At 62.6% G+C, this 12,873-nt stretch carries 14 protein-coding genes, 1 tRNA gene and 2 pseudogenes; 8 read left to right on the top strand and 9 right to left on the bottom strand.

The genetic code is table 11. The features are described from left to right. Positions 1–160: 160 nt before the first annotated feature. Both E4A53_RS12495 and E4A53_RS14705 read right to left on the bottom strand, forming a co-directional pair. Positions 161–836: pseudogene (locus E4A53_RS12495) on the bottom strand (SDR family NAD(P)-dependent oxidoreductase). Next, complete coding sequence (locus tag E4A53_RS14705) at positions 794–1,366, bottom strand: hypothetical protein (protein WP_168694388.1); 573 nt, start codon at positions 1,364–1,366, stop codon at positions 794–796. Before E4A53_RS14705 ends, E4A53_RS12495 begins: the two are co-directional and overlap by 43 nt. Before the next feature lie 148 nt (positions 1,367–1,514). On the opposite strand from E4A53_RS14705, the gene E4A53_RS12485 reads away from it, so the two are divergent. Both E4A53_RS12485 and E4A53_RS12480 read left to right on the top strand, forming a co-directional pair. After that, the gene (locus E4A53_RS12485) at positions 1,515–1,733 is read left to right on the top strand and encodes a YdcH family protein (protein WP_239018293.1); all 219 of its coding nucleotides are present in this window, start codon (positions 1,515–1,517) and stop codon (positions 1,731–1,733) included. Between the two features lie 191 nt (positions 1,734–1,924). Then, complete coding sequence (locus E4A53_RS12480) at positions 1,925–2,404, top strand: Hsp20 family protein (protein WP_136163450.1); 480 nt, start codon at positions 1,925–1,927, stop codon at positions 2,402–2,404. Positions 2,405–2,565: 161 nt separating this feature from the next. Here E4A53_RS12480 and E4A53_RS12475 read toward each other — a convergent pair whose 3' ends face one another. Then, on the bottom strand, positions 2,566–2,829 hold the full coding sequence (locus E4A53_RS12475; protein ID WP_136163449.1) for a DksA/TraR family C4-type zinc finger protein: 264 nt from the start codon (positions 2,827–2,829) through the stop codon (positions 2,566–2,568). Between the two features lie 183 nt (positions 2,830–3,012). Between E4A53_RS12475 and E4A53_RS12470 the strand changes: the two genes are divergently transcribed. The 4 genes from E4A53_RS12470 to E4A53_RS12455 all read left to right on the top strand — a co-directional run bounded on the left by E4A53_RS12470 (position 3,013) and on the right by E4A53_RS12455 (position 6,941). Further along, positions 3,013–4,284: a cation:proton antiporter gene (locus E4A53_RS12470; protein WP_136163448.1), complete on the top strand. Its 1,272-nt coding sequence runs from the start codon at positions 3,013–3,015 to the stop codon at positions 4,282–4,284. A gap of 214 nt (positions 4,285–4,498) precedes the next feature. Continuing rightward, on the top strand, positions 4,499–5,560 hold the full coding sequence (locus E4A53_RS12465) for a sensor histidine kinase (protein ID WP_136163447.1): 1,062 nt from the start codon (positions 4,499–4,501) through the stop codon (positions 5,558–5,560). A gap of 92 nt (positions 5,561–5,652) precedes the next feature. After that, positions 5,653–6,357 (top strand): guanitoxin biosynthesis heme-dependent pre-guanitoxin N-hydroxylase GntA, encoded by a 705-nt coding sequence (gene gntA, locus E4A53_RS12460; protein WP_136163446.1) that lies wholly within the window; start codon positions 5,653–5,655, stop codon positions 6,355–6,357. Continuing rightward, entirely contained in the window at positions 6,354–6,941 is a 588-nt protein-coding gene (locus E4A53_RS12455) for a DUF1989 domain-containing protein (protein ID WP_136163445.1), read from the top strand. The genes gntA and E4A53_RS12455 overlap by 4 nt, the downstream gene beginning before the upstream one ends. A 14-nt stretch (positions 6,942–6,955) precedes the next feature. Here the strand turns inward: E4A53_RS12455 and E4A53_RS12450 are convergent, their stop codons facing one another. From E4A53_RS12450 to E4A53_RS12435, 3 genes are all read right to left on the bottom strand, one after another. Further along, on the bottom strand, positions 6,956–8,875 hold the full coding sequence (locus E4A53_RS12450; protein WP_275401807.1) for a hybrid sensor histidine kinase/response regulator: 1,920 nt from the start codon (positions 8,873–8,875) through the stop codon (positions 6,956–6,958). A gap of 444 nt (positions 8,876–9,319) precedes the next feature. Beyond that, a complete protein-coding gene (locus E4A53_RS12440) occupies positions 9,320–10,279 on the bottom strand; it encodes a manganese catalase family protein (protein WP_136163442.1) in 960 nt (319 codons plus the stop codon). A gap of 85 nt (positions 10,280–10,364) precedes the next feature. Next, a complete protein-coding gene (locus E4A53_RS12435; protein WP_136163441.1) occupies positions 10,365–10,976 on the bottom strand; it encodes a PRC-barrel domain-containing protein in 612 nt (203 codons plus the stop codon). Positions 10,977–11,115: 139 nt separating this feature from the next. On the opposite strand from E4A53_RS12435, the gene E4A53_RS12430 reads away from it, so the two are divergent. Together E4A53_RS12430 and E4A53_RS15025 are read left to right on the top strand one after the other, a co-directional pair. Further along, a complete protein-coding gene (locus E4A53_RS12430; protein ID WP_136163440.1) occupies positions 11,116–11,622 on the top strand; it encodes a hemerythrin domain-containing protein in 507 nt (168 codons plus the stop codon). A 141-nt stretch (positions 11,623–11,763) separates the two neighbouring features. After that, positions 11,764–11,895: a hypothetical protein gene (locus tag E4A53_RS15025; RefSeq protein WP_275401806.1), complete on the top strand. Its 132-nt coding sequence runs from the start codon at positions 11,764–11,766 to the stop codon at positions 11,893–11,895. Between the two features lie 121 nt (positions 11,896–12,016). On the opposite strand, the gene E4A53_RS15100 is transcribed toward E4A53_RS15025, so the two are convergent. The 3 genes and pseudogenes from E4A53_RS15100 to E4A53_RS12410 form a co-directional block, all read right to left on the bottom strand. Next, positions 12,017–12,109: a hypothetical protein gene (locus tag E4A53_RS15100; protein WP_168694386.1), complete on the bottom strand. Its 93-nt coding sequence runs from the start codon at positions 12,107–12,109 to the stop codon at positions 12,017–12,019. 455 nt (positions 12,110–12,564) lie between these two features. Further along, positions 12,565–12,639: transfer RNA gene (locus tag E4A53_RS12415), tRNA-Thr, on the bottom strand. 129 nt (positions 12,640–12,768) lie between these two features. Next, positions 12,769–12,873: pseudogene (locus tag E4A53_RS12410) on the bottom strand (IS5/IS1182 family transposase); the annotation flags it as partial.

The raw sequence follows: 12,873 nt of genomic DNA, 5'->3' as shown, positions 1-12,873 counted from the left end.
TGTCCCGCCTTTCAATAGGAATGCGAGTCCATGATGGATCCCGCGCTACGGCAAGCCGAACAGAGTCCGATGGCTTCGACCACCAAGCATGCGGCTTCAAATCCAGACGTAACGACAGCCCTCGCGATCTCCGTAATCGGACGATTGGCCGCGACCGGTTTCACCACGGCGCGACCAGGCCGTCTCGATCGAGACATTCCAGCCCTGCTTTTCCGCGTTTCGAGAGCAGAATATCGACCAGTCGCGGAGCGGATTGCTCGAGGGTGAAGGGAGCTTCCGGACCGCCGAGATCGGTGCGTATCCATCCAGGTGCCAGCAGGAGCATCGCGCGCGATGTCTCTCGCTCACGCGCAGCAAAGCTGCGCATGAACATATTTAGTGCCGCCTTGCTGCCGCGGTAGAGTTCCCGCGTTCTCTTTTCATTGTTGCTAATACTGCCCTGGCCGGACGACATCGCACCGATGAGACCATCTTCCGGCACGAGGTCCTGTAGAGTTTCGATAACGCGCATCGGACTCAGCGCATTGGTGACCATGACGCGAACGAATTCGTCCAGCGACACGCCCCCGATGCGCTGGAGACCATTCGCGTCCTCGGCAGTGGTGCCGGCATTGACGAACAGAACGTCGATCTGTGATGTCGAGCATCTCCATGTCGACCAGACCGGATGGATCCTCGGCCAGTTCGTGCAACCCGGTTCGCGCTTCAGAGCGAACAGTGCCGATTACGTGCCATCCCCTTTTGACGAACTCTGCCGCAAGGGCGTATCCAAGGCCGCGCGACGCACCTACTATCAGGGCCGTCGAGGGTTTTTGGTCTGCTCGGGGCGTCGGCATCGTGAGTTCTCCTTCCGGTTGATCACGTCTGCCGTCAAATCATGAGACCTCGCCGTCGTTCCGAAGCCCACTTTGTTGGACGATCCGATTAGTCTCCTTTCAGGAGCGCCGAACAGTTCGTCCTGCACGAAAATGACTGGGTGCGGAACAACGAGCGGCTCCCGATCCTGCTCTATCGCGACGCGGTCAAAGCCGAGGGCAAGAAAGCTGCAGAGCGCGTCGAGGAGTTGTTCGGCGATCATGGATAGCTGCCCCAATGGCGCGATACGATCTAGGATTATCACTATTATCACTCGACCGCGCACGAAGCACTTGGCGTGGCGACAGGCTACGGCACGCTGTTGCTCGGCGGCCCCGGCGGTCGCGAGCTTGAAGTCGGCGCCGTCGATGCTCTGGTGCTGCCGGTCGGCACCGACCATCGCCGGCTGGCGGTCAGCAGCGATTTCCTCGTTGTCGGCGCTCACCCGCAAGAACAGGATTGGGACATCTGTCGCGCGGCGCCGCCCGATGAAATGCGCCGGCGAATGCATGAGCTTCCCGTGCCTGAGCAATATCCGGTCGCTGGAAAATCAGGGCCGCTCCGCGATCTATGGCACCGTGATCACCCGTATGATCTGCGTGCAGTAGCGAGTTGAAAATTCGCGATCGAGGACCATCTTGGTATTGCGCCCTTGGGGCGTGAACATCCTCAACTTTGGCACGGAGATGATGATGTCCGATAAGCACCTTGACTATCTCAAGCGCGAGCATGCCCGTCTCGAAAACGAGATCGAGCTTGCGGCACGCGGGCCGCGACCCGACGAGGTCGCGATCGCGCGGCTCAAGAAGCTCAAGCTCGCGATCAAGGACCAGATCGCGGCCTGGTACCGCGATTTCGGCGAGAATCAGGTCGCCTGACGGCCGGGCGGAGCCGTGGAATCGGCTCCGCCTTTTTGGCCCCTTCACGAAACCTCTTGAAACCGGAATCGCGCTTCCTAGCTTTTTTATGCCGGACGCCATGTTCGGGTCCGGTTGGACATGGAGAGCGTCGGCTCTTTTGTCACCGGCGTATCTCATGCCTGAATTGCTTCGCAAAGGAGGATTTGGAGATGAGAAGCAACTTCGACTTTACGCCCTATCGGCGTTCGACGGTCGGCTTCGACCGTCTTTTCGATCTGCTCGAAACCGGCATGCGCGGCGACGCATCCGATGGCTATCCGCCCTTCGACATCGTGAAGGACAGTGACGACAGCTATCGTATCACGCTCGCGGTCGCGGGTTTCCGCCCCGACGAGATCGAGGTGGTCGCGCAGCAGAACCAGCTCACCGTTACCGGCAAGCGCGCCGAGGAGGACGGTCAGCGCGAATATCTGCACCGCGGCATCGCCACGCGCGACTTCGAGCGGCGTTTCCAGCTTGCCGACTTCATCGAGGTCGACGCAGCGGGCTTCGACAACGGCCTGCTGTCGATCGAGTTGAGGCGCGTCGTCCCCGAGGCGATGAAGCCCCGCAAGATCGCGATCGGAAGCGGCACCTCCGCACCCGAGCGGATCGAACCGCGCAACGATCCGGCGCTCGAAGCCGCCTGATTGCGCGATCTCAACGACTTGCCGGTTCCGCCCTCATCGGACGGGCCGGCAGGTCTCACCTATTCCAGCCCGGAAGGAGGTGAGACCATCATGGCGATTCCTGATCTCGTTCCCTGGACCTGGGAGTCGCCCCCTAAGCTTTTGGCCGCGACCTACCCATCCTAGCGAAGCTGACTGTCCTTGCTGCCGCGCCGGTTGATCCCCACGCTGCGGATTCTGGCATCGCGGGCCGACTGGCAGGAAATACAGGTCCGCGTGCCAGGCAGCGCGTCGCGGCGCGCCTGGGGAATCGGCTCTCCGCAGTCTTCGCAATAATCGGCGCTTTCGCCGGCAGGCATCATCACCCGCGCTCGCTTCACAGCGTCGGCTACCGTATCATCGATTTGGTCCTGAACAGCACCGTCAGGCGCCCATCCATTTGCCATCGGGCCACTCCTTTCAATGCATCCGACATAGGAAATCGCGAGCCATTTTCCATGCTCCCGCCAACCGCTCGACGGCCGGGTCTTCGGAGAAGGGCGCGATCGGACAAATTGCATCCTGAGGCGTTATCACCCCGCGGCCAGTATTGCGGGCATAGCCGATGGGGATTTTTGCGAAGGGATGCGATGGAACACAATGACCACCTCTTCGCGCTCCTGATCGGCGGCGGCCTCATCTTGCTGATTTCATGGCTGCCGATGCTGCTCAGGCGCGTGCCGCTGTCGCTGCCGATCATGTGCGTGGCGATCGGCTACGCTTCCTCGTTCACGTCTATTCTCAGCGTCGCTTCAGCAGCCGACCCGGCGGCGACGCCTGCCGCCGAGACGATCAGCGAGATCGTAATGCTGTTGGCGCTGATGGGTGCAGGTCTCCGGATCGATCGCAAGTTCGGCTGGCGAGCGTGGGGCACGTCCTGGCGTCTTCTCCTCGTGGCAATGCCGATCACCATGATGGCGGTCTTCGCCGCGGCGCATTGGGGACTGGGCTTTGGCGCACCGGCAGCATTGCTCCTGGCCGCGGTCCTCGCCCCGACTGATCCGGTTCTCGCCGGCGATGTTCAAACCGGCGCGCCCGGCAAAGGCGACGACGGCGAGACGCGCTTCGGCTTGACGTCGGAGGCCGGCATGAACGACGGCTTCGCCTTTCCTTTCGTTCTGCTCGCTCTCGCTCTTCAAGCGGGGACGGCGACATGGGAGCATTGGCTGGCGATCGACTTGATCCGCGAAATGCTGATCGGGATCGGGCTCGGTTTCGCACTTGGACGTCTCATGGGCTTTGCGATGTTCCAGCCGATCCACATGAAGCTATCCGATACCGGGGACGGACTTGTGGCGGTCGGTGCGACGTTGCTGACCTATGCCGCAGCCGTGTTGCTTCATGGCAACGGCTTCATCGCCGTGTTCGTCGCCGCATTGGCGATCCGCTCGGCCCGGCCCGAGGACGAGTTCCACGCCAAGATGGCCGAATTGACCAACCAGGTCGAACGCGTGCTGGTGATGCTCGTGCTGGTCCTGTTCGGATGGGCGCTTGGCCATGGCTTGCTCGCTTCGCTGACCTGGCAAGGCGGCGTGCTTGCTCTCGCCCTTATCCTGCTCTTTCGCCCGGTCGCTTGCTGGATCGGGTTCATCGGATCGTCGGCGCCCCGAACGTCCAAGCGTCTGATAGCTATCTTCGGCATCCGCGGGATCGGCACCATCTACTATCTGCTTTACGCGCTGGGGCGCGGTGAATTTACCGAACGAGGACAACTCTGGGCAATCGCAGGGATGGCGATTCTGGCATCGATCATAATCCACGGCGTCCTGTCCACGCCATTGATGGCATATGCTGATCGGCTTCGCGGTCGTCATGGCGACACGGCGGGCCATTTTGAATACGAAAATTATCCCTCGCGCTGACCATCCGCGACCTGATCGACTGCTGTCGATGCTCTATCTCAAAGCGGCTTATTGACCTGAAATATGCGTCGGCGCCGAATAAACGCCGGTTACCAGGACGATTCATGGTAGGATGCCGTTGCGAGTCCGTGCTTTCGCTACAAGGAGCGCAGATCGCCCGGATCGGGCTTTCACCCCGCGAGCTTTCCGGTTTTCCCCGAAAGGGGGTTTTGTCATGAACCGAACAACCCATCCCGACGTCGCACACAATCTGGCGCTGGCCATCCTCGCATCTTCCAATGCGCCTGCACTGCTGCTCGACGAAAATTTGACAGTGATCGCCGCCAGCACGTCGTTCTACCGGGCGTTCGCCCCTGACCCGCAGCATGTCACCGCACAGCCGTTCTTCAAGCTGGGCAGCGGCGAATGGGACGTGCCGCAACTCCGCTCGCTCCTCGCCGCCACGCTGTCGGGTCATGCCAGGATCGAGGCTTATGAAATGGACCTCAAGGGCGACGCCGGACCACGCCGGCTCGTCCTCAATGCGCAGAAGCTCGAGTATGGCGATGCCGAACAGGGGCGCCTGCTCCTGACGATTTCCGATGTCACCGAGGCGCGCATCAGCGAGAAGCTCAAGGACGATCTGCTCCGCGAGAAGGCGATCCTGCTCCAGGAAATCCAGCATCGCGTCGCCAACAGCCTGCAGATCATCGCCAGCGTTCTGCTGCAGAGCGCGCGGCGCGTGCAATCCGACGAAACGCGCAGCCATCTTCGGGACGCGCATCACCGGGTGATGTCGATCGCCACTGTCCAGCAGCAGCTCGCGGCCTCGCGCCTTGGCGATGTCGAGCTACGGGGCTATTTCACTCAGCTGTGCCAGAGCCTCGGCGCCTCGATGATCCACGATCACGACCAATTGTCGCTTATGGTGACCGCCGATGACAGCCAGGTGAAAGCGGATATCTCGGTCGGTCTCGGGCTGATCGTCACCGAGCTGGTGATCAATGCGCTCAAGCACGCCTTTCCCGACGATCGCAGCGGCAAGATCCTCGTCGATTATCGGTCACGCGGAAAGGGCTGGAAATTGTCGGTCAGCGACGACGGCGTCGGCACGCCCGAAAAGATGGCTGACGCCAAGCCGGGTCTCGGCACCGGCATCGTCGAAGCGCTGGCCAACCAGCTCGACGCGAGAATCGAAACCGAGGGCGGGTATCCCGGCACGACGGTCTCGATCGTTCACGTTGCAGCGACGGAGGCCGACGGCCCCGACCCGACACCGCCGAAAAAGGCGGCATAGCCCAGTGGGCGATCCCGGCCAAATCCAAAAGCTGACCTGGATCAGGACGATAAAGCGGAACGGTTACGGCTGGCGAAGCGTAATGATCACGCATGAAAAAACCGAGCACTTCACTATTCGCCTGGCGCCATCCGGCGCAGGAAGAACTTCAATCGCTGATCGAGGATCATGTCCGCGACCCGGACTTCCCGTGCGTCGGTGCCAAGGCGGCCCTGTCCAACGGCACGCTTCAGGTGCTGGCCTGCGACACGATCGACAGCGCGTGGGACGATCTGCGGATCCATGACGCCCTGCTGGACTGGTCCGAGACCTATCGCGAGGCGCCGGGGTTGTTTCGGAGCTTTGCGGTCATTTTCGATGGGCCGGAGGATCTCGGCGAACAGGCGTTCGAACGCGCATTGTGGGATCGCGTCCAGTCGCTCTCGGACAAGGACGTATGGCGCGGGCAGGAATATGACGAACGCGTGAGCGCCAACCCGGAAGACTCGCACTTCTCGCTGAGCTTCGGCGGAGAGGCGTTCTTCGTCGTCGGGCTGCATCCCCATGCGAGCCGGCCGGCGCGGCGTTTCGCCAAGCCGGCGCTGATCTTCAATCTTCACGACCAGTTCGAGCAGTTGCGCGAGGCGGGCAAGTACGAAGGCATGCGCGAGAAGATCATGGTTCGCGACGAGGCGCTGGCCGGATCGCGCAACCCAATGCTGGCGCGTCATGGCGAGGCGAGCGAGGCTCGGCAATATTCAGGCCGGCAGGTCGATGAATCCTGGCAATGCCCCTTCCGCTATTCGGGATCGAAATGAGCGACGTCGTCACCATCCCCGAGCGCAGCGGCACCGCCTTTGCGCTGCCGCGCGGCGCCACGCTGGCCGTGATCGACCCCAAAGGTGAGCAGGTCGCCGATCTCCTCGCCTTCAATGCGGACGATATCGACGAGGTGATGTCGTCAGGCCGCACGCTCGATTATGCCGAAACGATCTGCCTGACGGCGGGGCACAAGCTCTATTCGAACCGCAGCCGGGTGATGCTGGAGATCATCGGCGATACCGTGGGCCGGCATGATTTCCTGCTGACGCCCTGTTCGATCGATACTTTCCTGCATTTCTATCCGGACCTGCCGCCGCATCGCGGATGCTTCGGCAATCTCGCCGAGGCGCTGGCGCCCTATGGCGTGACGTCCGATCGCATCCCGACCGCGTTCAACTGCTTCATGAACGTGCCGGTCGACGCCGATACCGGCAAGCTCCAGGTGCTGCCGCCGATGAGCAAGGCGGGCGACAGCATCACCTTCCGCGCCGACATGGATCTTATCATCGGGCTGACCGCGTGCTCGGCCCCGGCCTCGAACGGCGGGACGTTCAAGCCGATCCAGTACCGGATCGATTAGCGGACCCGGACCGGCTACCGGGCGTCGATTTCCCGGATCGCGGCGGCCAATTGCGGCTGGCCAAACGGTTTGCCGAGCTTGACGATGTCGCGGGGCATGGTGGCGGGAATTTCGCCATAGCCGGTGGCCAGGATGACCCCCAGGCCGGGGATGCGCTGGCGCGCCTCCTCGATCAGTTCGGCACCCGTCATTTCCGGCATTGCCTGGTCGGTGATGAGCAAGTCGATTGTCACGCCCTCGTCAAGACGGGCCATCGCTTCGTGGGCCGAACCGGCTTCGGTCACGATATGGCCAAGGTCCTCCAGCAGGGCAGCCGTGTTCATGAGCACGAGGGCGTCATCGTCCACGGTCATGATGCGTAGCTGACGTTGCGGCGGAATGGCGGCCGGCGCAGCTTGCCCGGTCTCGGCTTCAGCGGTTTCGCGCACCTCCGTGACCGGCAGCCAGAGCTCGGCCGTCGTGCCTTCCCCGACCACGCTTCGCAGCACCAGCGCGCCCTTCATCTGGTCGGCGAGCCCGTGGATCATCGACAGGCCGAGACCCGTGCCCTTGCCCACCCCTTTGGTCGTGAAAAAGGGCTCGGTCGCGCGCGCCAGGGTAGCTGCGTCCATGCCGCTGCCGGTATCGATGACGGCGAGCTTGACATACCGGCCACCGCCGAGCCCATCGACCTCGCCATCCTCGACCGATCCCTCGTCCGCCGCGATCGAGATCGGGCCGCCTTCCGGCATCGCATCGCGGGCATTCACCGCCAGATTGAGCAGCGCCATTTCGAGCTGATTGGCATCGGCGAGCACATGGGGCAAGGACAGCGGAAACTGGAGTCGGATCGGGTGCGACGGGCCGAGCGTGCGTTGCAGCAAATCCCTCATCCCGCGAACCAGCTGCGGCACGTCGACCGGTTCCGGATTGAGGTGCTGGCGCCGGGCGAAGGCCAGCATCCGCTGCGTGAGCGCGGCACCGCGTTCGGCGCCTTGCCGGGCATTGCCGATCAATCGCCGGGCGGAAGCATTGTCCGGCAGCTGCTTTTCAAGCAGCGACAGGCTGCTGAGAATGGCCATGAGAAGATTGTTGAAATCGTGCGCCACCCCGCCGGTGAGCTGCCCGATCGCTTCCATCTTCTGTGACTGGAACAGCGCCTCGCGCGCGATATCGAGCTTGTGCTGCGTCTCTTCGCGTTCGGTCACGTCGCGGGTGATCTTGGCGAAGCCTTGCAACTGCCCTTTCTCGTCCAGGATGGAATCGATCACCACGCTGGCGCGGAACCGGCTTCCGTCCTTGCGGACGCGCCAGCCTTCCGCCGAGAAGCGCCCTTGCTCGCGCGCAATGCCCAGGGCTCGGGCCGGTTCGCCCGCGGCGCGGTCTTCCTCGGTATAGAAGCGCGAGAAATGCGAGCCGATGATCTCGGCCGGCGAATAGCCCTTGATCCGCTCCGCGCCCGCGTTCCAGCTGGCGACATTGCCCTGGGGATCGAGCCGATAGATCGCATAATCGGTGACGCTCTGGACGAGCAGCCGGAACTGCTCCTCACTTTGACGAAGGATTTCCGCGGCCGCCTGCCGCTCCGTCAGGTCCCGCGTGATCTGGGCGAAGCCGACCAGCTCGCCGTCCCTTCCCCAAACCGGGTCGATGATGACATGCGCCCAGAAGCGTTCGCCATCCTTGCGGACCCGCCATCCTTCGCGCTCGAACTTGCCCTCGCGCTGCGCTGTCGCCAGCGCGCGTTCCGGCACCCCGGCGCGCTGGTCCTCCGGCGTATGGAAGCGCGAGAAATGCTGCCCGACGATCTCCTCGGCCGCATAGCCCTTGAAGCGCTGCGCGCCCGCGTTCCAGTTGGTCACGATGCCGTCGGGATCGAGCATGTAGATCGCATAATCGCTGATCGCGTCGACTAGCAGCCGATAGCGACCTTCTTCCGAAACCGCGTCGGTCAAGCGTTGCCCGCGATCCACTTTATATCCCATTGTCGTGCCGCGCGAGCGACATAGGTTAGAAATTAGGAGCAAGGCGATGCAGGCGACGGTTTCGAATCGATCCGTCCGCAGCCGTTATGCTCGTTCGGCGCGGCTTTCTTTCATCGTCTGCCCTCGACGGGCAAGCCGAGACGTCGACGGTTTGCTCGCACTTTTCTACGATACAGCCCAACGGCGTGCTGGGCACCGGCCAGCGGCGTCATCCCGGCAGTCCTGCGCAGTAGTGCCGCGTTCAACTCGATCGCGGCCGACACCTTCTCGGATACCATGAGCGATGCCTCCCCAAGCGCACTGCCGTCACCACGGCCGATTTTCGCCATGCGCAGTCCGATGACGGTCGACGCTTCCCAACCCAGCGCCCAACTGTCCAAGGCAAGCGCGCTCCAGGCGCTCGCACCTGATCGCTTAACCATGGTCCGTCTCGGCATCGGCCATCGCAGCGGCTTCCGGCATGTCTTTCGCACCGCCCATGTCTTCGTCCGACATTCGGCCGGCGCCGGGGCCCGCGCCCAGGTCCGCGCCGGTGGTCGGATTGGCCGAAGCGTCGGAGGCTGTGCGTGCCGCCAGCGCAGCGACGACCGCCTTGTCGTCCTTGCCCAGCTTGACCGTCGCGAGGCCATTGCCGCCATCAAGCGGAATGGCCGCCGCGACATCGTCGATGCGGTCCCATTGCTCGCCGCTGTTCCATGGGCCGTCGACATCGCCGTCGCCTTGCGAGGTGTTGACGTACAGGCTCGCAAACGGCGCAAGACCGGGCAGCTTGCCGGTCGGGAAATTGTCGTTGATCGAATAGAGCGCCTTCTCGAAGCTCTTCTGGTGCGCGACCTCGCGCGTCATCAGGAAGCCCAGCGCATCCTTGAGGCCGGGATCGTCGGTGATATTGATCAGGCGCTCGTAGATGATCTTGGCCCGCCCTTCCGCCGCGATGTTCGACCGCAGATCGGCGCTGGGATCACCGCGGCTGTCGACATAGGCGCCGCTGAACGGCACGCCCGACGAATTGGTGAGCGACGGACCGCCGCCGAACAGCAGCGATTGGGTATGGCTGTTGCCGCCAGCGGTCATCGAAATGTAAAGCTCGGCCTCTTCCATCGCCGCCTCGGCAAGCTGCGCCTTGGCGCCCTTGTTGAGCATCGCGACGATCGAGCCGACGATTTCGAGGTGGCTCAATTCCTCGGTCGCGATGTCGAGCAGCATATCCTTGCGCCCGGCATCCTCCTCGGCCAGCCCTTGCGTGAAATAGCGCATCGCGGCGGCCAGCTCGCCGTCGGCGCCGCCGAACTGCTCGAGGATCAGCGACGCGAGCGCCGGGTTCGGATCGGCGACGCGCACGGTATATTGCAGCGTCTTGTTATGCATGAACATGGGAATTGCTCCTCGAGGGTCTGGTATAAACAAAGCAGCAGAGACCCCTGTTCCTGCGTCGGGAGATATATCTGACTGATCGACATCATGCTTTGCCGATGGGTGGGCCCTGGCCAGCCGCCCGGCCGAGCCTAGTACGGGTCGGCCAGGTATCGGAGGTGAGCTGCTGCCGCCTCGACAGCGCATGTTCGTCGAAACCGCAGGCGACCCCGGCTTCCTCGAACGATACTTCGTTGACGTCGATGGCGTGCAATCGCTCGCCGACGCCGCCGAGACCACCTTCGCTGACGACCAGATAGGTCAGGCGACCGTCCCTCGACATCATCGCATCGATCACTTCACCGATCGCTTCCCCATCGCGCCCGATCAGCTTCGCTCCTGCGAGCTGGCCTACCGGCAGCAAGTCCGGACCGGCGGCGTTAATGCTTTTGGCGGCCGCCTTTCGGCCGCCCTTCTCATACTGCGCCTGGCGTCCGAGCCAGCGCCAGATGCCGATCAGGTTCACAAGGGTCAGAAACGCATTGGCCACCAGCAGATGGGGCTGGTGAGAGACGATCCCGACGATCGACCAGCAGACCGATCCGATGGCAAAGACGACGAAGCCCCAGCCGGTGATGCGCACGCCGAGGTTGGCGGCGGTCATCATCGCCGCGATCATCGTCGCGACGGGGGCGATCCAGGTTGCGGCCGTTCCCATCTAGACGTCCACGCGACGGGGGAGCTGGGAGAAATGGTCGGACATGCGTTTCTCCGGCGCCGCTAACGACTCGCAACAGTGCCGCGATCGGAACGAACCGGCTTCCCGGAAGGTTCAGGCTCGATCGAGGAGAGTTGACATGGCCGACAAGCAAGACGCGATCGCCCTTCTGAAATCCGATCACCGCAAGGTCGAGGGGTTATTCGAGCAATTCGAGAAGGCGAGCGGCGACGGCCGCAAGCAGAAGATCGCGCTGACGATCTGTCAGGAACTCACCGTCCACGCGAAGATCGAGGAGGGGATCTTCTATCCGGCCTGCGAGGGCAAGGTCGAGGAAGATCTGCTCAAGGAAGCCTATGTCGAGCATGACGGCGCCAAGGTGCTCATCGCCGAGATCGAGGCCGGTACGCCGAGCGACGAATTCTATGACGCCAAGGTCAAGGTGCTGTCCGAGCAGATCGAGCACCATGTCCAGGAAGAAGAGCAGCGCATGGAAGGCATGTTCAGCCAGGCCCGTCATGCCGGACTCGACATGGATACGCTCGGCGACCAGCTCCGTGCCCGCAAGGAAGAGCTGGTCGCTGAATACAAGAAGAACGGTCTGGCTGGACCGGAAACGACCACCTTCACCGAGGCGACGGTCTGACGCGGACATGGGCGATCGAATGCCCGATTGGATCGCGCGCCGAAAAGACCCTGATCGATCTCGACAGGCCCCCGAAGCGACCATTCGCCATTACGGCCATCGTTATGTCCTCCCCTTACGGCGAGCGAATATCCGGACTCGATGGTGCAACTCTCGGTGCTTGCCGCGATATTCGACTGGGGGCGATGGCAAGGCGTCCCGCATCCTCTCGAAGCCGAAGTGCGCGCCGGGTTGAGGCGCTTCGACGATCCCGAACATCAGCTCGCTGCCTGATAATGGAATTCGGAATGACGCAATCATAAATGGACATGGTGAAATCGCATCGGCTGCCGGCCTAATTGGCAGCAGGGCGATACGTTGTGCCGCACAAAGCTTCTCTTTTGGAGTGGCCCGATCAGCTACTGCACATGACATTGATCGCGAAAGCGATGACGCCGATGTTGAAAACGAACGCTGCGATCGCGCGGAACAGCAGCGTTCGCCGCATCGACCGCGACAGGACGTCGATGTCCGCGGTCTGAAGGTCATGCCGACGCAGCGGCGAAATATGCAAACTCCCAATAGTTCGGCTCTTCGGTTTGAGGCACCTTCAGCCCGCCGCTGTCCCCGCCTTCCGGCGCTGCCGTATGGAGTGGCGGCGATGAAATTCCCGCCGAGGAAATCGCCTTCGTTTATGCGCGACGATTTGACGCTGAGTTGAAGCAGCAACGTCCGCCCCAGTTGGCGTGACCGTCTGCGGCGCCGTTCGCTGAGCGATTCGGCGGGCCGTGTCCGCCGAATTAGCAACATTCGCGTCTCCCCAAGGCATCACTGAAAAGGAAATTGTACCCCGGCGCGCCCCAGAACTTCCGTCGCGGTGATTCCGCAGTGATTCCGCAGAGGCATTTCGGGGGACCTTCCGCCAAATTGGCGGTGGTAACCCCTTGAACTTACTTCGAAAAATGGTGCTGCCGGTGAGGATTGAACTCACGACCTCAGCCTTACCAAGGATGCGCTCTACCACTGAGCTACGGCAGCACGGTCGACAGAATGAGGCGCGCCTATGGGCGGAGGGCGGCGTGCTTGTCAAGGCGCCCTGGAACAGTGTCGCTGAACCGGGTTTGGTGCCGGCTGATGCGGAAAATCGCTAGGGTCAGGACCCATTGATCAGAGCCAGAAGATGACGGTTGCTGCGAGTGCGATGGCGGAGAAGAAGGCCTGCGGGCACCGGTCGTAGCGCGTGGCGACGCGGCGCCAGTCCTTGAGACGGCC

Source organism: Sphingomonas flavalba (genome assembly GCF_004796535.1).
GTDB classification, from domain to species: domain Bacteria; phylum Pseudomonadota; class Alphaproteobacteria; order Sphingomonadales; family Sphingomonadaceae; genus Sphingomonas_L; species Sphingomonas_L flavalba.
The sequence above is the reverse complement of the archived record's forward strand: the minus strand, read 5'-3'. Positions and strand labels throughout refer to the sequence as shown.

Coding starts and splice junctions, on each gene's coding strand:
- E4A53_RS14705 (WP_168694388.1), bottom strand. CDS start 1,366: ATGCATTCGCCGGCGCATTTCATCGGGCGGCGCCGCGCGACAGATGTC.
- E4A53_RS12480 (WP_136163450.1), top strand. CDS start 1,925: ATGAGAAGCAACTTCGACTTTACGCCCTATCGGCGTTCGACGGTCGGC.
- E4A53_RS12475 (WP_136163449.1), bottom strand. CDS start 2,829: ATGGCAAATGGATGGGCGCCTGACGGTGCTGTTCAGGACCAAATCGAT.
- E4A53_RS12470 (WP_136163448.1), top strand. CDS start 3,013: ATGGAACACAATGACCACCTCTTCGCGCTCCTGATCGGCGGCGGCCTC.
- E4A53_RS12465 (WP_136163447.1), top strand. CDS start 4,499: ATGAACCGAACAACCCATCCCGACGTCGCACACAATCTGGCGCTGGCC.
- gntA (WP_136163446.1), top strand. CDS start 5,653: ATGAAAAAACCGAGCACTTCACTATTCGCCTGGCGCCATCCGGCGCAG.
- E4A53_RS12455 (WP_136163445.1), top strand. CDS start 6,354: ATGAGCGACGTCGTCACCATCCCCGAGCGCAGCGGCACCGCCTTTGCG.
- E4A53_RS12440 (WP_136163442.1), bottom strand. CDS start 10,279: ATGTTCATGCATAACAAGACGCTGCAATATACCGTGCGCGTCGCCGAT.
- E4A53_RS12435 (WP_136163441.1), bottom strand. CDS start 10,976: ATGGGAACGGCCGCAACCTGGATCGCCCCCGTCGCGACGATGATCGCG.
- E4A53_RS12430 (WP_136163440.1), top strand. CDS start 11,116: ATGGCCGACAAGCAAGACGCGATCGCCCTTCTGAAATCCGATCACCGC.
- E4A53_RS15025 (WP_275401806.1), top strand. CDS start 11,764: ATGGTGCAACTCTCGGTGCTTGCCGCGATATTCGACTGGGGGCGATGG.
- E4A53_RS15100 (WP_168694386.1), bottom strand. CDS start 12,109: ATGCGGCGAACGCTGCTGTTCCGCGCGATCGCAGCGTTCGTTTTCAAC.